The sequence below is a fragment of the Massilia sp. Se16.2.3 genome, assembly GCF_014171595.1.
Taxonomy (GTDB): domain Bacteria; phylum Pseudomonadota; class Gammaproteobacteria; order Burkholderiales; family Burkholderiaceae_D; genus Telluria.
Map to the genome: position 1 here is coordinate 4,397,346 of NZ_CP050451.1, position 22,639 is coordinate 4,419,984.

The 22,639-nt window shown below is 60.7% G+C and carries 21 protein-coding genes and 2 pseudogenes; 5 read left to right on the plus strand and 18 right to left on the minus strand.

What is annotated here, in order from left to right; all coding sequences use genetic code 11:
- Positions 1 to 51 precede the first annotated feature (51 nt).
- The 12 genes from G4G31_RS20025 to G4G31_RS20080 all read right to left on the minus strand — a co-directional run bounded on the left by G4G31_RS20025 (position 52) and on the right by G4G31_RS20080 (position 12,666).
- The gene (locus tag G4G31_RS20025) at positions 52 to 1,242 is read right to left on the minus strand and encodes a DegT/DnrJ/EryC1/StrS aminotransferase family protein (RefSeq protein ID WP_182989080.1); all 1,191 of its coding nucleotides are present in this window, start codon (positions 1,240 to 1,242) and stop codon (positions 52 to 54) included.
- Between the two features lie 39 nt (positions 1,243 to 1,281).
- Positions 1,282 to 1,911, minus strand: coding sequence for an acetyltransferase (locus G4G31_RS20030; RefSeq protein ID WP_182989081.1), 630 nt, complete (start codon positions 1,909 to 1,911; stop codon positions 1,282 to 1,284).
- Positions 1,912 to 1,924: 13 nt separating this feature from the next.
- Positions 1,925 to 2,518, minus strand: a complete 594-nt coding sequence (locus G4G31_RS20035) for a sugar transferase (protein WP_182989082.1) — start codon at positions 2,516 to 2,518, stop codon at positions 1,925 to 1,927.
- 1 nt (position 2,519) lies between these two features.
- On the minus strand, positions 2,520 to 3,719 hold the full coding sequence (locus G4G31_RS20040; protein WP_182991856.1) for a glycosyltransferase family 4 protein: 1,200 nt from the start codon (positions 3,717 to 3,719) through the stop codon (positions 2,520 to 2,522).
- Positions 3,720 to 3,790: 71 nt separating this feature from the next.
- On the minus strand, positions 3,791 to 4,783 hold the full coding sequence (locus G4G31_RS20045) for an EpsG family protein (RefSeq protein ID WP_182989083.1): 993 nt from the start codon (positions 4,781 to 4,783) through the stop codon (positions 3,791 to 3,793).
- Positions 4,784 to 4,802: 19 nt separating this feature from the next.
- The gene (locus G4G31_RS20050; protein ID WP_182989084.1) at positions 4,803 to 5,621 is read right to left on the minus strand and encodes a glycosyltransferase family 2 protein; all 819 of its coding nucleotides are present in this window, start codon (positions 5,619 to 5,621) and stop codon (positions 4,803 to 4,805) included.
- Entirely contained in the window at positions 5,621 to 6,745 is a 1,125-nt protein-coding gene (locus G4G31_RS20055) for a polysaccharide pyruvyl transferase family protein (RefSeq protein ID WP_182989085.1), read from the minus strand. Before G4G31_RS20055 ends, G4G31_RS20050 begins: the two co-directional genes overlap by 1 nt.
- Entirely contained in the window at positions 6,742 to 8,100 is a 1,359-nt protein-coding gene (locus tag G4G31_RS20060; protein WP_182989086.1) for an oligosaccharide flippase family protein, read from the minus strand. Before G4G31_RS20060 ends, G4G31_RS20055 begins: the two co-directional genes overlap by 4 nt.
- A gap of 6 nt (positions 8,101 to 8,106) precedes the next feature.
- Positions 8,107 to 10,335, minus strand: a complete 2,229-nt coding sequence (locus G4G31_RS20065; protein WP_182989087.1) for a polysaccharide biosynthesis tyrosine autokinase — start codon at positions 10,333 to 10,335, stop codon at positions 8,107 to 8,109.
- A gap of 36 nt (positions 10,336 to 10,371) precedes the next feature.
- The gene (locus G4G31_RS20070; protein WP_182989088.1) at positions 10,372 to 10,806 is read right to left on the minus strand and encodes a low molecular weight protein-tyrosine-phosphatase; all 435 of its coding nucleotides are present in this window, start codon (positions 10,804 to 10,806) and stop codon (positions 10,372 to 10,374) included.
- Positions 10,803 to 11,837: a polysaccharide biosynthesis/export family protein gene (locus tag G4G31_RS20075; RefSeq protein ID WP_229425140.1), complete on the minus strand. Its 1,035-nt coding sequence runs from the start codon at positions 11,835 to 11,837 to the stop codon at positions 10,803 to 10,805. Before G4G31_RS20075 ends, G4G31_RS20070 begins: the two co-directional genes overlap by 4 nt.
- A gap of 634 nt (positions 11,838 to 12,471) precedes the next feature.
- Positions 12,472 to 12,666, minus strand: coding sequence for a hypothetical protein (locus G4G31_RS20080; RefSeq protein WP_182989090.1), 195 nt, complete (start codon positions 12,664 to 12,666; stop codon positions 12,472 to 12,474).
- Between the two features lie 83 nt (positions 12,667 to 12,749).
- On the opposite strand from G4G31_RS20080, the gene G4G31_RS20085 reads away from it, so the two are divergent.
- A complete protein-coding gene (locus G4G31_RS20085; protein WP_182989091.1) occupies positions 12,750 to 13,037 on the plus strand; it encodes a hypothetical protein in 288 nt (95 codons plus the stop codon).
- A gap of 59 nt (positions 13,038 to 13,096) precedes the next feature.
- On the opposite strand, the gene G4G31_RS26960 is transcribed toward G4G31_RS20085, so the two are convergent.
- Together G4G31_RS26960 and G4G31_RS26965 are read right to left on the minus strand one after the other, a co-directional pair.
- A complete protein-coding gene (locus tag G4G31_RS26960; RefSeq protein ID WP_229425141.1) occupies positions 13,097 to 14,533 on the minus strand; it encodes an ATP-binding protein in 1,437 nt (478 codons plus the stop codon).
- Between the two features lie 231 nt (positions 14,534 to 14,764).
- A complete protein-coding gene (locus G4G31_RS26965) occupies positions 14,765 to 15,427 on the minus strand; it encodes a hypothetical protein (RefSeq protein WP_229425142.1) in 663 nt (220 codons plus the stop codon).
- 221 nt (positions 15,428 to 15,648) lie between these two features.
- On the opposite strand from G4G31_RS26965, the gene ribA reads away from it, so the two are divergent.
- From ribA to G4G31_RS20105, 3 genes are all read left to right on the plus strand, one after another.
- A complete protein-coding gene (gene ribA, locus G4G31_RS20095) occupies positions 15,649 to 16,314 on the plus strand; it encodes a GTP cyclohydrolase II (RefSeq protein ID WP_182989092.1) in 666 nt (221 codons plus the stop codon).
- A gap of 277 nt (positions 16,315 to 16,591) precedes the next feature.
- Complete coding sequence (locus G4G31_RS20100) at positions 16,592 to 17,890, plus strand: serine protease (RefSeq protein WP_308621777.1); 1,299 nt, start codon at positions 16,592 to 16,594, stop codon at positions 17,888 to 17,890.
- A 124-nt stretch (positions 17,891 to 18,014) separates the two neighbouring features.
- Positions 18,015 to 18,998, plus strand: coding sequence for an FHA domain-containing protein (locus G4G31_RS20105; RefSeq protein ID WP_182989093.1), 984 nt, complete (start codon positions 18,015 to 18,017; stop codon positions 18,996 to 18,998).
- Positions 18,999 to 19,028: 30 nt separating this feature from the next.
- On the opposite strand, the gene G4G31_RS20110 is transcribed toward G4G31_RS20105, so the two are convergent.
- The 4 genes and pseudogenes from G4G31_RS20110 to G4G31_RS20125 all read right to left on the minus strand — a co-directional run bounded on the left by G4G31_RS20110 (position 19,029) and on the right by G4G31_RS20125 (position 22,165).
- Positions 19,029 to 19,679, minus strand: a complete 651-nt coding sequence (locus G4G31_RS20110; protein ID WP_229425143.1) for a phasin family protein — start codon at positions 19,677 to 19,679, stop codon at positions 19,029 to 19,031.
- A 298-nt stretch (positions 19,680 to 19,977) separates the two neighbouring features.
- Positions 19,978 to 20,532, minus strand: a complete 555-nt coding sequence (locus G4G31_RS20115) for an NADPH-dependent FMN reductase (protein ID WP_182989094.1) — start codon at positions 20,530 to 20,532, stop codon at positions 19,978 to 19,980.
- A gap of 76 nt (positions 20,533 to 20,608) precedes the next feature.
- Entirely contained in the window at positions 20,609 to 20,917 is a 309-nt protein-coding gene (locus G4G31_RS20120) for a hypothetical protein (RefSeq protein WP_182989095.1), read from the minus strand.
- 1 nt (position 20,918) lies between these two features.
- Positions 20,919 to 22,165, minus strand: a pseudogene (locus tag G4G31_RS20125) (MFS transporter).
- Between the two features lie 254 nt (positions 22,166 to 22,419).
- Between G4G31_RS20125 and G4G31_RS26970 the strand changes: the two are divergent.
- Positions 22,420 to 22,608, plus strand: a pseudogene (locus tag G4G31_RS26970) (DUF4287 domain-containing protein); the annotation flags it as partial.
- Positions 22,609 to 22,639 lie beyond the last annotated feature (31 nt).

A 22,639-nucleotide genomic window follows, 5' to 3' on the forward strand; every position in this document is an offset into this window, starting at 1 on the left:
GCACAGGTGTTTACCGGTATGTCGGCTGGGTTCGCACGCAGCCGGGTTTTGCTAGAGCGGAGCCGCCTTGCCGGCAGCGGCCGTGAACACCTCGTGGATCGCCGTGCAGGTGCGGTCGATCTCCTGGCCGGTGAGCGTCGGGTGGACCAGGAACATCAGGCTGGTTTCGCCCAATTCCTTTGCCACCGGCAAGCGCTCGACAGGACGGAAACCGGTATCGTCAAAGGCTTTTTCGAGATAGACCTCGGAGCACGAGCCTTGGTAACAAGGCACGCCCAGCTTATTGATGGCCTCGACGATGCGGTCGCGGCTCCAGCCGGGGGCCAGCTTCTCGGGACGCACGTACACGTAGCACTTGTAGTGCGCGTGCGTGAGGTCGTCCGGCAGCTGCGGCACGCGCACGACCTGGTGCATGCGGCAGGTGTTCCAGACCGTGCGGGCGTGCGTCGTGCGCGCCACAGTCCAGGCGGACATTCGCTGCAATTGAATGCGGCCAATCACAGCCTGCATTTCGAGCATGCGCCAGTTGGTCCCGAAGCTTTCGTGCAGCCAGCGGAAACCGGGCGCATGTTCGCGCTCGTACACCGCTTCATAGCTCTTGCCATGGTCCTTGAAGGCCCACATCTGGCGCCAGAGCGCTTCGCTATTGGTCGTGACCATGCCGCCCTCGCCGCCGGTGGTCATGATCTTGTCCTGGCAAAAACTCCAGGCGCCGACATGACCAATGGAACCGAGCATGCGGCCTTTGTACATCGCACCATGGGCCTGCGCGCAATCCTCGATGACCTGGAAGCCGTGCTCCGCGGCCAGGGCCATGATCGGATCCATGTCGCAGGGCCAGCCCGCCAGGTGGACGCAAATGACCGCCTTGGTATTGGGCGTGATGACCTTGGCGATCGTGGCGGCCGACAGGTTGCCGCTGTCGGCTTCCACATCGGCGAACACCGGTGTCGCGCCCGCGTTGGCGACGCAGGAAATGCTGGCGATGAAGGTGCGCGGGGTGACCACGACTTCGTCGCCCGGACCGATGTTCATCGCTGTCAGGGCGACGTCCAGCGCCAGCGTTCCATTGGCGACCGCAACGGCGTGCGCCGTGCCGCACCAAGCGGCGAATTCCTTTTCGAACTGGCGGGTTTCAAGGCCGGTCCAGTAGTTGACTTTGTTCGACAGCAGGACTTGATGGACTGCGGAAGCTTCCTCGTCCGTGAAGCTGGGCCAAGGGGAAAACTGAGTATTGAGCATGTGAACCTGATCTATCTTTTCTGAGCTGTACTGCGTCAATCAAAACGCCATGGCACCAATCGGCCTGGCTGGATTACCAACTACGGTTACCCCATCAGGCACGGGATTCACCACGACCGCCCCGGCCCCGACCATTGCACCTGCGCCGATACGGATGCCCTGGCGCACTGCCGCGCCCACGCCGATCCAGCTGGCGGCGCCCACGTGGACATTTCCGGACAAATGCGCGCCCGGGCTGATATGCACCGCCGTGCCGAGCATGCAGTCGTGGTCGACCGTTGCGCCTGTGTTGACGATTCCGGCGTCGCCAATGCGGGAATCGATGTTCACCACCGCCCCAGCCATGACGACACACCCTGCACCAAGAACCGCATGTGGGCTGACCCAGGCGCGCGGATGAATGATGGTCGCGCACCGTCCTCCCGCGGACAGCAGAACGTCATGCTTTTCCATCCTGACCGTGCAGTTTCCGATCGCGACGATCGCGCCATCGAATTCGCCAATGCGCGCGAGCAGCTGTGCTGTATCGCCGGCCACCTCCCACGGGCCGATCCGCGTCAAGCCAGGCCAGGCATCGTCGAAGAAAACAATTCTTTCCCAGCCGGCCGCAACGGCCGTGTCGGCCACGACCTTGCCGTGACCGCTTGCTCCAAGTATCGCCAGTTGCATGGTCGTTCTTCCCCTAGTCCGCGCCGCCGGTGAAGCGCGGCATGCTGGCATCGCCTGCCGCACTGATTCCTTCGCGGATCAGCACCTTCTTCACGGTGAGCCAGAGGATTTTCATGTCGAGCCAGATCGAGCGGTTATCCACGTACCAGACGTCAAGCCTGAACTTTTCATTCCAGCTCAGGGCGTTGCGACCGTTGACTTGCGCCCAGCCGGTGATGCCTGGCCTTACCTCGTGGCGACGGGCCTGGTCCTGCGTGTACAGATCGAGGTACTCGACCAGCAAGGGCCGCGGCCCGACCAGGCTCATCTCGCCTTTGAGCACGTTCCACAATTCGGGAAGTTCGTCGATGCTGCTCGAGCGGAGAAAGCGCCCGAATCGCGTCAGCCGCACGGAATCGGGCAGAAGCTCGCCTGCTTCGTCACGCGCATCGGTCATCGTGCGGAATTTCACCATCTCGAATACCTTGCCATCGATGCCCGGGCGCTTCTGCCGGAACAGCACCGGCGAGCCCAATTTCCGGCGCAGAACCAGCGCAAACAGCGCCAGCGGCACCGCCAGGACGAGCAAGGCAGTCGCGGCAACCAGTAAGTCAAACAGCCGTTTCAATTCATTTCTCCGTCACGCAATCAGTATAAAAAGACCTCATCCGCTCCCAGTGAGCCGTCCTTTCGAAACGCTCCTGTACGACGCTGCGCGCCCGCTGCCCCATCTGCGACAGGACCTGAGGTTCGACACCCATCGCCTCCTTCATGCAGCTTGCCAGGGCGTCGGCAGAGCGAGGCGGCACAAGCCATCCGTTACTTTCAGGCGAAATCACTTCATTGCAGCCGCTGATATCCGACGCGATCGAAGGAACACCCATCGCACCGGCCTGCAGGACCACATTCGGAAAGCCTTCCCGATAACTCGGCAGGACCAGGACGTCGGCAGCGGCCAAGGCCGGACGCACATCGTTCTGGTATCCGAGGCGATGGATACGCCGGTGCGTCGATATCGCCGCAAGCGCACCCGTTTCTGCAGGCGCCGACAGGTCGACCGCACCGACGATGAGCAGGTGCGCGGACTCCGGCAGCGTACCGAATGCCTCGACGAGCTCCGCAATACCCTTGTCCCGATTGAGGCGCCCAATGAAGCAGAATACGAAGGCGCCGTCGCCGATGCCCAGGTCGCGTCGTAACACGTGCGCCTGGCCCGTGACCGCGCCGGCCTCGGGGGAAAAGAACTGCGTGTCGACCCCCGCAATGTTGCCGTGTCCGATCACCTCCAGCCGCTTGCCGGTGATGCGCGATCCCGTGAGATCCCTGCGCACGCCCTCCCCTTCAGGCACCACGCGCGTGGCACACATGCAGATCAATTTGTCGAGTGCGATGTACAACAATCGCTGCATGCCAACCGCGGTCGGGAAAAGCAGTCCGGTAAAGGTGTGCACGCGCACCGGAACGCGGCAAACCCAGGCGGCAAGCATCGTGATCAAGCCGGCTTTGGGCGTGTACGAGTGAATGACGTCCGGCCGCAGCTTGCGGATATGCGCGATCATCGCCAGCAAGGCCTTCATATCGGCCACCGGATCGATACGCCGCACCATGGGCACTTCGGCGACCGGCACGCATTCGCGCTCGCGAATCGCGTCGACCGTATCGCCAGCGCTCGTCGCCAGCGACACGTCGAAATACGCCGACAGGAAACGGGGCTGGAGACCGAGGATCGAATGCAGGGTTTCGGGGACGGTGGTCGTGATCAGCAGTTTTTTTACATTGCTGCTTGTTTTTTCGACTCGCGAAGTGTCACCTGAGGCACGTTTAACCACAAACAGGTCGCGAAAAACCCTGAGCAATATGGCCGTACGTGCATGAGTTATATGTTTCACTCACCCTACCTTTAAGCAATTGCCGGCAGCAGGAAGGACCCCATTGCAAGCGTAAGAAAGATAGGCAGAATTACCTTGGAGAAGCGGCGAAAGCGTCCTGAGGAAAACAAGATCAATCCGAGTATGACAGACATAAAAATCCAGGCCGGGTACAAGTAGCGATCCGAATAGCCGACGTAGCCGAAAGCGACAAACGGAACCATCAATACCAGATAAACTTTCAAGTTTTCTCGAATGAATATCCGCAAATTGGATTCACTAACCAACCGTGACAGTGCATACATGACTCCAAAAGCACACCAAGTAAAAAGAAGAAAGTCCAGTCGAATCCCCCCTTGGTATTCAGATTCCGCGCCATATGTCAGCATGGCGTTTAGAAACGACAGACCCAACTGTTCGGCCAAAAATACCACTATTATTTGAGTTACGCCCGAGATATACAACACGGAACCCGCGAACACGAATATTACCAAACGCCGGAAACTCAACGCCAGCAAAAAGCATGGCAGCACATACAAGCCGCTGCTGAAGTGAAAGGCGCACGCCAATGCCGAGCTAATCGCAAACCAAGTCCATTGTTTTCGCAAAAATCCTAGCGTCGCCATATATAGAAGAACCGACGCAATACCTTGGCGCAAAATATTGATATGTGAAGAAAGAAAGAAAGGCGAACATAAAAGCGCGCTAGCAATCGAATAGAAAAGGACGCTTCGATCCTGCTTCGATAATGTACTACCTTGTGTGAGTTGGGTGACATACGCCATGTAAAGAGCCCACAAGGTCAACGATATCGCCGAAAAATAGAACTCCGTCCCGAAGCCAAGGCCGGCGATCATAAGCGTGAGATATTGGAAGCCGGGCTCAAATCCTTCGTGAAGACACATGCAACCGCCGATGACACGGTATAGCTCAGCATAATTCTCAGTATCAGTACCCACATCTAAACTGCGCGCACCAATTATTTTTGCGGCCAGTACCAAAATTGACAGAAGAAGTAATGGCATCCGGATTGGCCATAGTATGCTACGCATAGAATTTCCGGAAACGATTACGGATACCAGAGACAGCTATCCGTCTTAACAACTTCAAGCACGAAAATGTAACTGCGAGCGACAATTCGATTGCCGATATATATTTCTGCTTGCGCAAACGCTTCAGCGTCTCTAACTCAGCAGCCTGCATGCTCAACAAGTTACCGCTCAAGCCTGCTTCTCCGAAAGGGGCAGCGAATCTGCTTCCTAACGGTTGGTGGATCAGGGCTGCCTCGAATCCAGAAAACAGCAGCGTCAACCAGAGCAAGTAGTCTTCCGAACGACGCTTCTCAGCATCGAAGCGCACGGGCAAGTCCTTCTTCAACATAACTGAAGACGTTGCAAAACAGTTTCGCAATAAGAGTTTTCTTGCACCGATTAATTCGATACCCTTTTTTTCAGATAATTCTGAAGCTGTTCGCTGAACCTGCGTCATCACGGACACGAGATGGCCCGAAAAGGCGACGTTCGGAATCTGCTCCATCAAGTTAAATTGAACTTCGATCTTCTTCGGATGCCAACAATCATCTGCGTCAAGAAATGCCACATATTTTGTTGCGACCTCGCTCCAGCCGTAATTTCTGGCAACTGAAGCACCACCGTTGACCGGGTTCTGTAAAACTTTTACCGACGAATGAGCGAGCGAAATTGCCGTTATCACATCGTAGGTCTGATCAGTACTTCGGTCATCGATCAAGATGATTTGCTCAGGCAATACCGTCTGTTCTAACACAGAGGTGACTGCGCGACCAATTGTGTCTACGCAGTTATAGCATGGGATCACGACCGTTATCGAAACTGTATTTTTCATCATTTGTTCGTCGCAATCCACGGAGCAGCTGTAAAGTTCCGTTGTGCCTGCAACCGGTATTCTGAGACAGCCATACTCGGTAGATTTCCTGTTGAGCTGAGATGCTCCAATGCGTTACAAATGTCTGTAGCGTTACTTTCAGCATTGAGCCTTAAGCTCACGGACTGCCCGATGTCATCGAGAAAGTCGCTGCATTTCCGGTGATACTCAAGCAGAACAAAAGGCACGCCGCTTAGATAGGCGGCTATTGCACCATGAAGCCGCACACTCACGAACCATGCACACGCTGCAATTTCCCGAAGCGATGCCTCAACACCTTGTCTATTGTTGTAACTGATAACACAATCAACCTTGGCCTCAACCAGGCGCATCTTTAACATTGATGCCAGCTTATCGTCGCCGTCGTTTGCATGGTTATTCAGACTAAAAATCTTAACGGAACAACCTATCTTCTTAGCAGTTCTAACTATCTCACTGATGAGCCGGTCGTTTACTTGAGATCGCACCGATCCAGGAAATTCACACAGCGAAACTCCCAAGACCTTGCATTCACTTCTAGCGAGAAAAATACTTCTTTCAAATCGATCAGCAGCAACGGCGCCAGCGAGATCGGCGGCAAGGACAGTGGTACTCAGCCCCATTTCGATTCCTGCCTCGTAAGACACACGGTCGCGCACGCTCAGAAATTCAAAGGCGGACAGGAAGGTCTTCATTCGGCGCTCTGCGATGAGAGAATCGAACGGTCCGATCGACACCCCCACTGCAGCAAGTCGGATCCCACCAATTTTCAACGCATGCTTGTAGAGGCGAAAGACTCCAGAGTCAGAGTTAACAAAAAGCGATCCTCCTCCGAAGACAACCATCTGGTTATGAATGATCTCTTTCAACACAACCGCAGCGCGTACCAGGCCGCCGGTTTTGGTCTTTGCACAATATAGCTCTGGCGGAAGGATCCGGGGTAATGCTGAGGGAGCGTCGAAGTCGAGCTGCGGTCCAATTACACGGGCACTAGTTCCTGGCCAATACCGCCTTGCACCGTCAACGCAGGCGTATGCGAACAAGTCGTCCCCGAAATTCTGCATGCCATAATAGCCAGCAAACGCTACCGAAAGTGGTTTGGTCATGTTACTTCTCCACATCGTATTTCGTTTATTTGTTTGCCCGTCGTTGGACCTTTACTCAGCAACTGGGATTTCAGCGCGCGGTGGATAAACGCAATCAGTATCACGTACTCGCCAAGAATAGTTGCGGCGACGCCTGCAACTGCTCCGTACTTACTAGCGAACGCTGCCGTGGTTATGGCCACAACAACGGCGGCAGCTGTGAAACAGGCCGCTCGATCTCTCATCTGACCCCTGTCCAGAAATGCCGCGCCAAAAGCGGTCGACAGGTACCTTGCGGGGACACACAGTGCAAGAAGAAGCATTAAAGACGCGGACTCGAGATAAGAATTACCAAATAACAAGGGCATGATCAATGGGCAAATAAAACCCACAAGAGCGCCCACTACGATTCCAAAGATCAACATCAGCTTGATCCCGTTTCGATAAAGGGTCACCAATGTTTGCATATCAAAATGGCGGAGCCGGTGAAATTTTGGTATCAAAAACTTTTGGTAGATTACGGTTGGAAGAAGATATGCAGCCGAGAGTACAGTAACGGACGCGGCAAACACACCCGCCTGGTGCGAACCCGATAATTGAGAAATTATGACGATCGCCGCTTGGAAATAAACCATGTAGATAAAGGGCTCGACACCATAAGGCCACGCAACATGCGCAACGGATAAAATCCTTCGCCAGATGGGCATGGCACTTCCGGCATAGTCTTTTTCGACATTCGAACGCACGGAGGCTGCAAGCTTCGAGATCGGCTTGCAACTCATAGCAACCAGCATTACCGCCACCAAAGAGTAGGCAATAGCAAAATGCATTGCGTTGACTGATGGTGCTAGCAGAATAACTACCCCAACTGCGACGAGCCTCGCGAGATGAGGGAGCGAATTCCAAACCGAAAGTTCAGTATGACGCTCAGCCAATATCAATCTCAAACTAACCAGGTCGTTTGTAGCAGACGCAACAACGATCGACCCCAACACGAGAGAAACAACCAATGAGTAGCCGCCGGCCGACAACGCCGTTGCAGCCAACACAAGAATCGTGCAGCTCACTGCTGTACTTGCGATGACGAAACTGAGGCTATCCGCTAACTTATTCGCTAAGTAACTCGGACCTTGACCAGAGACTTTAACGAGGTAGGTATGCTGGCCGAATCCAGCAAGCGGCGATATCGCAGTGACCAAGGCGAGAGCAGATGCAAACACTCCAAACTCAGCAGGCGTCAGCGCACGCGCTATCATCACTTGCGAGGAAAAGCTCGCCAATGCGCCCAGAATGGCGCCTAGCCACAAGATGACCACGGCCGCTATTGCTCTACGATTCAACAGCAGGGCAGAAAACGGCCGAGCAAAATATTTCATCACTTCTTAATACTTATAGTTGGCGTATCGATATTTACCATGGCGCATCCTGGTACCGAACCGTCGCTCAGAATGGCGCAAGTCATTGAATATCCAGCTCGATACCTTTGCGCCGACAAGCGCGACGCGTTTTTGCGTTTCTTCGATTTCCCCTACCGAGGTCACTTTGCTGCGGACAATATTGATGACCGTGCCCGCGTAAGGCGCAATGATTAAAGCATCAGTTACGGCCAATATTGGGGCAGTATCAACAACAATGAAATCATAACTATCCTCGACCGCAGCAAATACGGATGCAAGATTCGCGTGCTCAAGCAGTTCTGCAGGACGCAAGGGTAAGATTCCTGTCGAGATAAAGTCAAGATTACCCAGAACTTCGCGATGCACGGCACTTTCCAATGGGATCCTGTTAGAAAGAACGTCGGAAAGACCATTCTGACGCTCCAGACCAAAATACCTTTGCAAATATCCTCGTCGAATGTCAGCGTCAATAAGTAATACTCGTTTTCCGGTAGAGGCCAGGACCGCCGCTAAATTGACGGAGACAAAAGATTTGCCAACCCCTGGTGTGGGACCGGAAATCATCACCACCTTATTGTGAGCAGACAACATCAAAAACTGAAGAGACGTTCTGAAGCTTCGTAAACTTTCAATCGCGAGTTCAGTCGCGTCCTCTTCAGCGAGTACCGGTAGTTTGCGCGCGCTAGCCTTGATTTGTAGGCTCGTGGAGCTTTGCTGCGCGCTATGAGGGATCGCGGCGCTAACGGTCAAACCAAGATGCTGTTCGAGCTCGTGCGGATCCTCAATGCCACCGAATAGGAGTTTCCTCGCCAGAGCATACATAACGCCAAGCATCACTCCCGCGATCGCAGCGCCAGCAATAATATACGACTTCCTAGGTCGGATCGGTTCGCGGGGAATTACTGCCTCGTCCAGTACCCGCGCATTTCCAACCTTACTCGCTTTAACCAACTTCAGCTGTTGGGCGCTGTTCAGCAGAGCAGTATACAGATCCGTATTGACCTTGATGTCTCTCGTTAGCCGAACGACATCCTGCTCAATCGCTGGCATTTTTCGAATCTTCGAATTGACGGCCTCGATTTCACGGCTCAACGAGCCAATCTGCTCCTCCACTCCTCGAACAATTGGATTTGCTGGCTGATAGTGCACAAGCAATTCTTCCCGCTTCTGCCTCAATTCGCTTAGTTTGACTTGATTCGCGACTGACTGCTGAAGGATGGATTTCGCTTCTTCCGATAGGTCCACCGTACCACGGCTGTTTCTTAGCTCGTTATATTTCGTTTCTGCCGACTCTAAACTCTCCTTCATACGAGGGAGTTGAGCCTCTAGAAAAGTCAGCGATTTTTGCGCCTCCTCGGACTTGCGATCAATATTTTGGCTTGTATACTCCATACCGATCTCATTCAACGTCCGCACAATAAGCTTTTGATCGACACCGTCCAAGGCGATCCCGATGATTCCGGACTGCTTTCCGCGCTCTGCGATCGAAAGTGAACGCTGCAGAGTCTCCACGGTTTCTAGCATTGGGGCACGCGATATGACGAACTGAGCGCCTGGCTGCGCAACTAGTGACGCCACAGTCAATTCGATTTGGCCAAATTCGGTCTTTGCGGACAAGGGCGCGCCAACGACGCCGATGATGGCGAGACCTCGCTTGCTCGATTCCAGCTTGTATCGGTTCACAGTCATCGCTGTGATCAGGAAGTCTTCCCCTTCCAGCGATTCAGGGACCTTGAATGCCGTTACTGTTGCGGACTCTCCGCCCCATGTATAGCCATCCAGACCTAAAAATCCAGGCTTACTAGGTGTTTCACTTCCGCGTGCAATCCAGTCACCCAACAGCGGTACGCGCTTCGGCTGCAGCGAGAGGTAGAGCTGAGCGTTTTCGACCGCGCGGCCAACAACCGTGCGTGATCGAAGGATTTCGATCTCCGCTGTTGCAGCTGACTTCATATCAAAAGCCCCAGCCAGATCCCCGAACATATTAGCTGGCGATCCTGCACTATCCTCGACCTGAATCAGCATATTCGCCTGGTATATTGGCGTCGCTACGAAGGTATAAAAGATAGCGAGTGCAACTACCAATGCGGCAACGACGATTATGCGCCCACGGTTGTCGATGATTGCATCAATATACGAAGCAATATCCAGTGCAGCATCATCACGTGTGCTCTCTGGATTTTTCAAGATAGTTGTTGAGGCTGATTGATTCATAGAGTTTTTCACCAGTGAGTAAGCAGAGCCGTCAGATCAACTCATTTTCTTAATATTTTTCGCCCATACGTCCGCGCCGATTTTGATCAGCTGCAGTGCGTGCCTGAAGCTTTCAATCCCTTCACGATATGGGTCGGGCACATCGATCTCCTGCTGCTCGCAAATCCGGAAAACCTTACCTCTCGCAGACGTGAATCGAGATTCGATCCAACGTTTCTGCTCTTTATCCATCACAAGAATTAAATCCGCTTGGGACACGTCCAGGACGCTAATTTGCCTAGCGACATGACCGCGTATGTCAATCAGCTCCTCACTCATCAACTGCACCGCATTTGGATCTGCAGATCGCCCTTCGAGAGCACCTACACCTGATGACGTGACGCGGGAACCGGGCAACTTTGCTTGTAGATAAGCCTCCGCCATCGGACTCCGGCAAATATTGCCAATACAAACCACCAGAATATTGTTCATCGGTTGATCTGCCCCACGGAGCTCGCCGCCGTCGCCGCGGTTGGCAGGATCAGGTTGACGATGCGGTTGTAGCGCGCCAGGCCGGCGGCGTCGACATACACCACGTCGCGCGGGTCGAGCTCGAAGCCTTCTGCCATGGCCAGCGCCACCGGCGAACTGGCGTCGAGGTTGTAGACCACTGGTTCGGACAGGTTGGCGCCACGGATCACGTACACCTGGCGTGCGGCGCTGCTCAGCTGGTTCAGGCCGCCGGCCTCACCCAGGGCTGCCGCCAGCGTCAGCTTGCCGTTATGCATGGTCAATGCGGCCGGGCGGTTCACTTCCCCCAGCACATACACCTTGTTCTCGTCGCGGCTGGGCACGCGTACCACGTCGCCCGAGGCCAGCATCAGACGTGTCATGTCCGCGCCCTGGCGCACGAGTTCCGGCACATTGACCGGATAGGACACGCCCTTGCGTGCCACGATCACCTGGCTCTGGTCGGCGGTCGGCAGGAAGCCACCGGCACGGCTCACGCCTTCGAACAGGGTCATCGGCACGTCGTCGATTGCCTGGCTGCCCGGGATCTTGACGTCGCCGTCGATATAGACCCGCTTGCTGCGGTAGGACAGCACGCGCAGCGTCAGGTCGGGGTTCTTGATCGACTCGATCAGGCGCTTCGACAGCAGGCTGCGTGCTTCCAGCTCGGTCATGCCGGCCACCTTGATCGGGCCGACGAAGGGAAACTGGATGATGCCCTGGCTATCGACGACAAAGGCTGCCGGCGACTGGGCGCCAGAGCTCGACAGCGCTTGGGCGCCCGTTGCGGCGATATTGAGTTCAGGGTGGTTCCACACCAGGACCGATAGCAGGTCGCCCGGCCCGATCACGTAGGGGCGGGCATCGGCGAACAGGGCTTGCACGCGCTGGTCGGCATTCTGCTGCCTGGCCGCGCGCTCGCTCTGGATCAGCTCTGGGGTGATCAGCTTGATGACGGGATCGGGCATCGGTGCGGAATGCGTGCTCGGCACGCGGTCCACGTCGATGCGCATGCCTGGCTCCATATTGGCGCAGGCAGAGACGAAAATGGGAAGTACGGCGGCGAAGCCAAGCAGCTTCATCGCCCGAAACAGGGTGACAGACATTGTTTTTCCGGTGACGCTAGGGCTAACAGAATGGAAGATATGCTGGTCTTTTTCTATGTACTACTTTCACCAGCGAACCATTGCAGAGCAAGCGACAGGAAAAGATGACTGAACCAACAAGCCGGTTATTGTACACATGCAAATTTCCACAGTCCAAGCTTTGTTGGCTATGGTTCATTCATTGCATTTCGAAAAATGGCATGCCGAGATGCTTCTGACAGGGCGCCGTGTCACATTTCAACGAATAGTGTGAAATTCCACTTTCGCGGCCGGATAGCCCTGTGATTCGTGAAAAGGCCGGTTCAATACGCTCTCCCGGCATGCAATTTGTGAAATCAGAGATATTAACGCACGGAAACAATCACACAATGTAACGGCCAGATAATTCAAAAACAATTCAATGTGTCGCATTTTTTCCAAAAACTTGGGGCGTATTCCCTCATATTAAGGAGGGAATGCGCCCCAATATTGCGGGTCCGATGGTTCCACACCGGCAGTCCCGTGTACGAGGTTGTAACGGGCGCCGCCCTCCCGCTCTTAATTAGTCCGTTTCGGCAGCCGCGTCCTTGTAGTTCTTCTCGAAGTTGAGCGCGAGCTTGTCCAGCAGCTTGGCGTTCAGTGCGTTGCCAAAATAGGTGTCGCGCGCATCGCGCACCTGTTGCGCGTGGCGGTCGAAGGACGGTCTGTCCTTTTCCAGAAAGGCGATGGTGGCCAATACGAAGGCGTTCCAGCGCAAGGACTTCTGCTGAAGTCCTCGGTATCGAGCAGCGACAGTTTCGCGTACCTGATCGCCTGCGGCCTGTCGTCCTGTAGCGCCCGTTGCTGGGCCACGTGCCAGACCAGGGAATTGCGATTGTCCTTGTTCTTTTCCATATAAGCGAGGATCAGGTCGGCCGCCTCCTTGGCGCAACCGGCGTTCGCCAGCGGCCGCATGCCCTTGCCGAGGGTCTGGTCGAACTCTTCGTAGGACAAGCTGAGCTCAGTTGCGAGGTGACGCTGGTATTCGGCCTCGCAGTCGACCGCGTGCGACGGCATATGAAACAGCGCGAGCAAGACCGCGAACAGGCAGGTGACGATCCTGGTTTTCATGACATCCTTGTTGATTGAATGGCGTGCGGCACACGGCGGCACATTCGCCCATCGCTCCTGCCGATCGCTTGTGAGCCTCACGCTTGCGCGCGCGGAAGGTCGACCAGGAAGGTCGTGCCTGCGCCTGGCGCGGTCTCGAAGCTGATCGTGCCGCCATGTTCTTCCACCAGGCTCTTGCTGATCGACAGGCCGAGCCCGGTCCCGCCCTTCTGGCGCGTATCGGCACCATCGGCCTGGGCGAAGCGCTGGAAGACGCGCGGCCGGAAGGCCTCGGGAATGCCCGGCCCCTGGTCGCGCACGGCCAGCCGCGCGCAGTTGCCGTGCGGCGCCAGCGACAGCGTGACGGTGGCGCCGCGCGGCGTGAACTTGATCGCGTTCGACAGCAGGTTGGTCAGCACCTGCACCAGGCGGTCGCGGTCGATCGCGGCGGCGAGCGTGCGCGCGCCGTCGTCGCCTTCGAGCCGCAGGGCCACGCCCATCTGGTCGGCATAGGCGCGCATGCTGTCGAGCGCCTGGCGCGCCACCGGCAACAGCGGCTGGGCGTGGCGTTCGAAGTGCATGCCGCCCGCTTCGATCTTCTGCAGGTCGAGCACGTCGTTCACCAGGCGCACCAGGCGTTCGCAGCTCTCGTTGGCGATCTGCACCAGGCTGGCAATATCCGGCGGCAGCTCGCCGGCGATGCCGTCGGAGAGCATCGACAGCGAGGCCCGGATCGAGGTCAGCGGCGTGCGCAGTTCGTGAGAGACGGTGGCCACGAACTCGCTTTTCATGCGCTCGACCTTCTTGCGTTCGGAGATATCGCGCAGGAAGACAGCGAGGAAGGCGCCCTCGCCGCTGCTGACCAGGCCGGCCGTCATCTCGATCGGAAACTCGACGCCATAGCGGTTGATGACGATGCGTTCGACGTGCTGGTCGAACAGCGGGCTGGAACCGGTGCTGCGCACGGCGTCGATGGCCTTGTGGGCGCTGGGGCGGAAACGCTCGGGGATGAGCAGCTCGGCCATCGGCCAGCCGAGCACCTCGCTGCGCTCCCAGCCGAACATCTGCTCGGCCGCGCTGTTCCAGTCGGTGACGAGGCCGCGCAGGTCGACGCCGACGAAGGCGTCCTGGGCGGCTTCGACGATGGCGTTGATGCGCTGTTCGCTTGCGCGCACCGAGGCCAGCGCACGCTCGAGTTCGCGGGTGCGCGCCTCGACGCGCGCCTCCAGCGTCGCATTCACGTTCTTCAGTTCATGGCGGCGCTGGGCCAGGTCGGTCAGCAGGGCGTTCAGGGTGTCCGACAGCGTCGCCACCTCGACATAGCTGCCGCGGCCCGAGGCCATGCGCAGGCTTTCGCCGCTGCGGATGCGCTCGGCCTCGCCCACCAGGCGCCCGAGTGGACGGGTGATGTAGCGCGCCAGCACCACGCCGACGATCGAGAACAGGACCGCGAGCAGGATGCCGCTGACCAGGGCACGCTGGCGCAGCGCGCGTGCCGGCGTATAGGCTTCTTGCTGGGTCTGGCGCACCAGCACCGTCCAGCCCAGGCCGGGATAGGAATCGAAACCCTTGCTGCGCCCGAAACCGACGAGGTAGGAGGTACCGTCCGGCCAGCGCTCGACCAGGTGCCCGGTTTCCGGTGCTGCGCCAGGCGCAGGCTGGGCAGGTCAAGGTCTTGCCCTGCAGCCCTGGCGGGCCCAGCAGCACGGTGCCGTTGCTGCCGATGATCAGGGCATCGACGTGGCCACGCTTGGCCAGCGGCGCGATCACCGAGCGCTCGACGGCGCGCGCCCATTGCCGGGACAGGTGCACGCCGAGCACGCCGGCGGTGCGGCCGTCGGCATCCTGGTAGGGAAAGGCGACATCGACGAAGCGACGCGGCTCGTTGCCCGGCGCGGCAGCAGCTTGGCCAGCAGCACCGCCTCGTGCACGTCGCCGACATTCACGCCCTGCAGCGCATTGCGGTACCGGGGACGCTGCGCGACGTTGGCGCCCTCCAGCAACCCGCGGCCGGCAACCTGCACCCGCCCGTCGAGCCCGGCCATGCCGATCCAGTCGTAGAAACCGTAGGATTGCTGGATGCTGTCGAGCACGGCGCGGCGCGAGGCCAGATCGGCATTCCCGGGCGCCAGGTCGCGCCGCTGCGCCAGCAGGCGCACCTCGCGGTAGCGTTCGTACATGCCGCGGTCGAGCTTATCGGCGGCCTGCACGGCCAGGTCGCGCAGGCCGTTGCCGATGCTGGCCTCGACTTCGCGGGTGGCCGCCACGTCGATCACCTCGACCAGCAGCACGGTCAGGAAGATCGACAGCAGCGAAAACGCCAGGGCCAGCCAGGTACCGAGACTGTGGCGGGGCTTGCCCTGCGGCGCCGTCTCGGGGGCGGTGCGCCCATCCTGCGGCGGAGCGACTTCGTGCGGTATGTGGTTCATGGAAGCTGGCTGGTGGCAATGCGACAAGCGTAGCACGGGGCGCTCGCCTCCTCAATTGCCGAGGTGAATCAGTCCTCTGCAGCACCTGGCGCGGCAGGCGCGCTCCCGCGATCAAGGCGCGTTCCTGCGCGGCGCATGGCCGGCCGGTTTTCCCGACGCACACGGCCAAGGCCGATTTCCCGTATACTTACGCGTTACAACCATCCGCACGCCACCACAGCATGTCCGACACCACGCCCGCCACCGCTCCCCTGCTCGACTACGTCACTTCCTGCGCGCTGCCCACGCCCTGGGCCCAGTTCACGCTGCACGCCTTCGTCGAGCATGGGCCGGGCTATGGCCCGGCCGGCAAGGAGCACCTGGCGATGGCGCTGGGCGACATCGGCAACGGCGAGCCGGTATTGGCACGCGTGCATTCGGAATGCCTGACCGGCGACGTGCTGTTCTCGCAGCGCTGCGATTGCGGCGCCCAGCTCGAGGGCGCGCTCAAGCGCATCGCCGCCGAGGGCCGCGGCGTCCTGCTTTACCTGCGCCAGGAGGGCCGCGGCATCGGCCTGGTGAACAAGATCCGCGCCTACCGCCTGCAGGAAGCCGGCGCCGACACGGTCGAAGCCAACCTGCAGCTGGGCTTCCACGCCGATGCCCGCAACTACGAGCTGTGCCGCCCGATGCTGGAACAGTTCGGCATCAGGCAGGTCAAGCTGATGACCAACAACCCGCGCAAGATCGACGCCCTCACCCGCCTGGGCATTGCCGTGACCGAGCGCGTGCCGCTGCTGGTGAACCGCAACGCCTTCAACAACGGCTACCTGAACACCAAGCAGGCCAAGCTGGGCCACATGATGACGGCGCAGCTGGATGCCGTTGCCGAAGATGGCGAACTGTAACGTTCTGCAGACAAACTAGGGTGGTGGCAAGATGGTAGTCATCTACTGCCATCCGCTGACGATCAACGTGGGCATGGCGGCCCGGGCAAGGACGGGCCGCGTGCTCCTTCGCCGCCATGAAACGAGCCGTTCCGTCCCTGCCGCCTGAGCTTCCCTTCTGCCTGCGGCTGTCCTGGCCGCGTTGCCTGGCGCATGCCGCGCTGTGGCGCCTGGCGCGATTCTTCCTGCGGTGCTTGCCGTTCCGCCCCAGGCGGTTCCCGGCCCCCTGCCTCGCGCTTTGCCTGTCGCTCCCTCTTGTTGCAGCGGCCGCCGCGCCGCCCGCCGGCAAACCGGCCGCGGGGCTGGAGCGCACTTCGGCACCGTCGCCGGGCAGGACAAGGCGGCCACGCCGCCCGTCCCGCCGCTGGTGACGCCGCCCGCGGCGCCGCCGGCCACCACCCCGTCGGCGCCCGGCCCCGGCGAAACCGACGAGACCACCACCCTGCCGCCGCCCTCATCGAGCGCCCAGCAGCTGTATTCGTCGGCCCAGGCCGACCTGCTGCAAATCCGCATGCTGCTGAGAAACGGGCGTACCCAGTCGACAGTGGGTTCGGGGTTTCTGGTCGGCACCAGCAATCTCGTCATCACCAACTACCACGTGGTGTCGCAGATGGCGCTCGATCCGGGCGTGTATGTCGGCGAATACGTCGACACCGACGGCAGGCATGGTCCGGTCGAACTGATGGCGGTCGACGTGCTGCACGACCTGGCGGTGCTGCGCGTGAACCGCAACGGCAGCGGCTTTTTCATCGTGCCCGACAAACCCGTCAAGCTCACCCAGGGCCAGGATTTGTATTCGCTCGGCAACCCGCTCGACCTCGGCTTCGCGATATCCGAAGGGGCCTATAACGGCGTGGTCAGCCGCAGCTTCTACGACCAGCTCATCTTCAGCGGCCCGATCAATTCCGGCATGAGCGGCGGGCCCAGCGTGACCGCCGGCGGCACGGTGGCCGGCATCAACGTCTCGAAGCGGCGCGACGGCGAGGCGGTCAGCTTCCTGGTGCCGGTCAAGTATGCGCAGGAACTGCTGCGCCGGGTCGTCGGGGGAGGCCCGCCGCCGAAGGACTTCAATCCCCTGATTGCCCAGCAACTGCTGGCGCACCAGCGCGCCATGGTGGGGAGGCTGCTCGATACCCCGCTCTCGATCAAGAACATGGGGCCGTACCGGGTGCCCGTGCGCGAGTCGGGCCAGGTACGCTGCTGGGGCCGTTCGAACGTGAAGGCCGAGGCCAGCTATAGCTCGGACACGATGAGCTGCGCGATGGAATCGGCGATCTATGTATCGGACACCCAACAGACGGGGCACGTGTCGATGACGCACCAGTACCTGCGCTCGGCCACCCTGCATCCACTGCGCTTCGCCGCGCTGGCCAGCAGCGAATTCGGCCTCGACCGCCTGGGCAGCACGCGCGACACCCGGCTCACCGGACCACTGTGCCGGGAGCGTTTCGTGCGCACGAACACGCTGCCCCTGCGCGCCGTGACCTGCGTGCGCGCCTACCGCAAGTTCCCGGCCTGTACAACTTCACGCTGCTGACCGCCAGCACCGACAACCCCCAGGCCAGCCTGCAGAGCCGCCTGGACGTGGCCGGCGTGTCCTTCGACAACGGCATGCGCGTCACGCGTGCTTTCCTCAGCGCGCTCGGGCGCAGCGGGAAACTATGACGGGCCCCTGGTTCATCGAAACCCTTGCGCGCAACGGCGACGTGCTGCACCGTCACCGGGTCGACCGCCTGCCGATCCGGATCGGCCGCGGCTACGACAACGACTACATCCTCGACGATGCCTACGCGGCACCGCGCCACGCGATGGTGGAACTGGGCGAGGATGGCGGCCTGGTGCTGCGCGACCTCGGCACCCGCAACGGCGTCGTGCATGGGAGGACGCGGCGCACATCGCTGCCGGTCGACGGCAACACCGTGGTCCGGCTCGGCCATACCAGCCTGCGCATCCGCGCCGCCGATTTTCCCGTGCCTGCCGAACTGCTCGACCGTACCATGCACGGCTGGGAGGGCGCCCTGCCCGGCCTGGCCGGCACGGTGCTGGTGGCGCTGGTGGCCTTGTTCACGATGTGGCTGGCCGACACCCAGGCCTATCGTCCCTTCCGCTACCTGCTGGCCCTGGCCTATGGCATGGGCGCGGCGCTGGTGTGGAGCGGCCTGTGGGCCTTCGGCAACCGCCTGTTCGGCCGCCATGCGCGCCTCGGGCGGCATTTGTTCATATTCGGCTGCGGCATCGCCGCGCTCATGCTGTTCCGGCTGCTATCGAGCGCGCTCGGCTATGCCTGGTCGATCGAGGTGTTCACGCGCTATGGTTCGCACGTGGCGATCCTGCTGGTGGCCGGGATGGTGTACTTCCACCTGACCACCGTCAAACCCGAGCCGCGGCGCCGCTTTGCGGTGATGTGCGCCGCGCTCGCCGTGCTCGGTTCCGGACTGGTGTTGATCAGCAATGAACAGCGCAATGGCCGCCTTGCCGACGAACTCTACATGTCGGTGCTGCTGCCGCCGGACATGCGGGCCACCCCCGACGGCAGCGTCGACGAATTCATGGCCGACGTGGCGGCCATGAAAGCCGAGCTGGACCGGGAGCGCCAGGATGGGGACGAGAGCGGCACCGACGGGAGGGAGGGTGCTGCAAACTAGGCCGGGACGCCCCCCCCCTCCGGTGGCTGCTCAAGCGTTATGCGATGCCCTGCCGGCCTGGCTGCTTTCGCCGCGCGAGCTCAAGCCGCCTGGCGACTGGCCGGAGTTTGCGCCCTGCGAACCGACGCCGATGCCGCCGTTGCCCTGCGACTGGGCGTGACCGTTGCCGTTGCCGTTGCCGTTGCCGCCGGCCTGCGCGTGCCCGTTGCCGCGGCCGGTGAACGGATCGACGAACTGCTGGACGATTTCCTGCTGCTTGCGCAGGCCGCGCTCGGCCTCTTCACTGGTGGTACGTGCAACCTCGTCGGCCAGCGCACGGGCCGTGCGGGCCGTGTTCTGGGCGTGCTGCTCGGTCACGCGCGCCAGTTCGACCTGGGCATCGGCGGCCAGGCGCGAGATGTGCTGCTGGTAGGCGCGCAGCTTCTCGCTGGCGGGCTGGGCGCGCGACGCGGCTGCGCTGAGCAGCTCGGTCTGGCGGTCGGCGGTGAGGAGCTGCTGGCTTGCCAGCGTCGTTTCCTCGAGCATCGTCTGGGCCAGCTTGATGTTCAGGTCGCACATCTGCTGGAAGGATTGGAACAGGGACTTCGACATGTCGTTCACGAAAGCCGTTTGCGCGTCCAGGTGGGTGCGCACTGCCGGGTTAACCGATTGGGAAAATGGATACATGCGTGCCTCGTTCATGGGAAAAGGTTGTAAGTGTGTCCCGGCAGGGCAAGGCAAACTGCGCACCGCCGCCGCCGGGGAATTCGCCCGGAAACGGTAGAGCCCGGTAGCGGCAAGCTGGCGGGTTCAAGCGTTTTCGCGCGAAGCCTCAAGGCTAGGGGAGCACGGCCATAAACGTTTGCGCTAGATCAAAAGTGCGAGCCCAGCGGCCCAGCTTGCCCCGCGGCATCACCCTCCCGCCATCGGCTTCCGCTCGCTCATGTTTCCGTCAGAATCATGCACGCAGGATTGCCCGGCGCGGCACGGACGCCCCCTGTCAGGCGGCATGGCGCTCGATCCAGGCGGCAAAGCTGTCGACGAAGCTCTGCAGGAAGCCGCGCAGCGACTCGTCGGCCAGCCGCTCGCCATCGAACTTGGCCGCGATGCCGCCGAGATAGGCTTCCGGCGCGGGCATGGCCGGCATGTTCAGGAAGGGCAGCGTCTGGCGCAGGTGGTGGTTGGCACCGAAGCCGCCCAGCGCCCCGGGCGACTGGCTGACGATGGCGCAGGGCTTGCCGGTCCAGGCAGCCTTGCCGTAGGGACGCGAACCGACATCGATCGCGTTCTTCAGCGCCGCCGGGATCGACCGGTTGTACTCGGGCGTGACGAACAGGATGGCGTCGGCCGCGCGGATACGGTCGCGGAAAGCGGTAAAGGCCGGCGGCGGCGAGGCGGTCTCGTCGTCCTCGTTATACAGCGGCAGGTCGCGGATCTCGACGATCTCCATCTCGAGCCCTGCCGGCGCCATCTCCATCATGGCCCTGGCGAGCTTCCTGCTGAACGACTCCTTGCGCAGGCTGCCTACGACGATTGCGATTTTTCTCGTTGCCATGGGAATTCCTTTCCTTGTGCGATCGGGAAGTGTCCATACTAACGAGTGCGGCAGGCATGGCGCGCGCGGCTCCCGCTCAGATGCGCCCGCGCCGGAAGGCTGCCAGGAACTTGCGCGCCTGCGCCGCGCTCAATACCTGTACCGCGTCGCCATGCCGGGCGTAGAGGAAAGGCGTGCCGCCGAGGCGGTCGGTGAGCTTGGCGCGGAGCAGGAAGCGGGTACCGGGCGGATATTGTTCGGGGTCGCTCAGGGGGCGCGCGCACTGCACCCGCATCGTCGGCGCGAAGGCCTGCCCGGGCATCGGCGCGATGCGCAAGCGCCCGCTGCGCGGGTCCGGCACCGAGTGCACGGCCACCTCTCGGTAGGCCCGGGGGTCGCGCGCCACCTCAGGCCTTCGCCGCCGGCGCCACGCCGCGCGGCACCGGCGCCTCGCGGATCGGCAGGTTGATCGCGGCGGCGGCCAGCGCCAGGGCGATGTCGGCGTACCACATCCAGCTGTAGTCGCCAAAGCGCACGAAGGACAGGCCGCCCAGCCAGGCGCCGAAGAAGCCGCCAACCTGGTGCGACAGCAGCGTCAGGCCGAACAGCGTGGCCAGGTAGCGCGTACCGAACAGCTTGCCCACCAGGCCGGCGGTGGGCGGCACCGTGGCCAGCCAGGTAAAGCCGAGCGCCGCGGCCAGCACGTAGAAGGTGAGCGCCGTCTTCGGCGCCAGCAGATACAGGGCGATGATCACGGCGCGGGCAAAGTACATCAGCGCCAGCAGGTTCTTCATCCGGTAGCGCGTCGATAGCGCTCCGGCGGCAAGGCTGCCGGCAATGTTGAACAGGCCGATGAGGCCCAGCGCGGTGCCGGCCACGCCCACCGGCAGGCCGCACAGTGCCACTTCGCCTGGCAGGTGGGTGACCAGGAAGGCAATGTGGAAGCCGCAGGTGAAAAAGCCCGCATGCAGGAACAGGTAGCTGCGGTCGCGCAGCGCCTCGCGCAATTGCTGGGTCAGGCCGATGCCAGCAATCGGCGCGGCGCCCGCGGCGGCGACGCTTCCCGCGGCCGCCCTCCGCCCTTTCATCAGCCAGGCCAGCGGGATGGTCAGCAAGGTGGTGGCGGCCATCGTGAACATGGCGACGATCCAGCCCGGCCCCGCGATGAGGAACTGCATCAGCGGCGAAAACACGAACTGGCCGAACGAGCCGCCGGCATTGATGAAGCCGGACGCGAAGGGACGACGGCTTGGGGGCAGGCGCTGGGCGGTGGCACCGATCAGGATCGAGAAACTCCCCGCCCCGCCCCTGCCGCCGAGAGCACGCCCATGGTGAGCAGCAAGCCCCATTCGGAACTGACGAAAGGCGTGGCCGCCAGGCCGCCGGCCAGCAGCAGCGCCCCGAGCACGATCACGCGCGCCGGGCCGTATTTGTCGGCGATCGCGCCGAAGACGGGCTGCGAGGCGCCCCACATGAACTGGCCGACCGCCAGCGCGAAGCTGATGGTGGCCACGCCCAGGCCGGTCGCGCTGTTGAGCGGCGAGAGAAACAGGCCCGTGGTCAGGCGCGCGCCCATCGTGATCATCAGGATCGCGCTGGCGGACAGGATCAGGAGCCAGGCGGCGCGCGGAGACATGTCGGTGTGGGTGGTCATGGTCGTGGAGGTGAGCGCCGCGCGCCGGCGGGCGCGGATCGAAATGAGGATTCTAGCAACGATGTGGCAAGCATGCTGGCGGCCCCCGACACCACCGCGTGCTACTACTGCCAGTTCGGACGTGGCGAATGGACGCTCGAAGAAGCCGAACTGGACGATCCCAGGCATGGAGCGGCCGTTGTGGACGGCTGGGATGGCCTCGTTCGCCTCATCGGGCGCGTTCGACAGTTCTTCGATCATCCATGGAGCGAACAATGAGCGACACAAAAGCGAAAGGCCCGGCATCCTGTTTTCCGTCCATCGAGCAGAAGTATGGCCATCCCATCGCATACTGGCTCGCGCTGCTGCGGCAGAGGGGCGAGCAGAAGCATATGCAGCTGCTCGCATGGCTGAAAAGCGAGCACGGGATGGGCCATGGGCATGCGAACGCCCTGGTAGCGCACCACATGGGGCTGGCATCGGCGCATGGCGCTG

Bases quoted from the DNA above. Each gene is read 5' to 3' on its own strand.
- G4G31_RS20065 (WP_182989087.1), bottom strand. From the start codon at position 10,335: ATGAATCAATCAGCCTCAACAACTATCTTGAAAAATCCAGAGAGCACA.
- G4G31_RS20055 (WP_182989085.1), bottom strand. From the start codon at position 6,745: ATGACCAAACCACTTTCGGTAGCGTTTGCTGGCTATTATGGCATGCAG.
- G4G31_RS20060 (WP_182989086.1), bottom strand. From the start codon at position 8,100: ATGAAATATTTTGCTCGGCCGTTTTCTGCCCTGCTGTTGAATCGTAGA.
- ribA (WP_182989092.1), top strand. From the start codon at position 15,649: ATGTCCGACACCACGCCCGCCACCGCTCCCCTGCTCGACTACGTCACT.
- G4G31_RS26965 (WP_229425142.1), bottom strand. From the start codon at position 15,427: ATGAACCACATACCGCACGAAGTCGCTCCGCCGCAGGATGGGCGCACC.
- G4G31_RS20050 (WP_182989084.1), bottom strand. From the start codon at position 5,621: ATGAAAAATACAGTTTCGATAACGGTCGTGATCCCATGCTATAACTGC.
- G4G31_RS20070 (WP_182989088.1), bottom strand. From the start codon at position 10,806: ATGAACAATATTCTGGTGGTTTGTATTGGCAATATTTGCCGGAGTCCG.
- G4G31_RS20025 (WP_182989080.1), bottom strand. From the start codon at position 1,242: ATGCTCAATACTCAGTTTTCCCCTTGGCCCAGCTTCACGGACGAGGAA.
- G4G31_RS20115 (WP_182989094.1), bottom strand. From the start codon at position 20,532: ATGGCAACGAGAAAAATCGCAATCGTCGTAGGCAGCCTGCGCAAGGAG.
- G4G31_RS20105 (WP_182989093.1), top strand. From the start codon at position 18,015: ATGACGGGCCCCTGGTTCATCGAAACCCTTGCGCGCAACGGCGACGTG.
- G4G31_RS20075 (WP_229425140.1), bottom strand. From the start codon at position 11,837: ATGCGCATCGACGTGGACCGCGTGCCGAGCACGCATTCCGCACCGATG.
- G4G31_RS20110 (WP_229425143.1), bottom strand. From the start codon at position 19,679: ATGAACGAGGCACGCATGTATCCATTTTCCCAATCGGTTAACCCGGCA.
- G4G31_RS20045 (WP_182989083.1), bottom strand. From the start codon at position 4,783: ATGCCATTACTTCTTCTGTCAATTTTGGTACTGGCCGCAAAAATAATT.
- G4G31_RS20030 (WP_182989081.1), bottom strand. From the start codon at position 1,911: ATGCAACTGGCGATACTTGGAGCAAGCGGTCACGGCAAGGTCGTGGCC.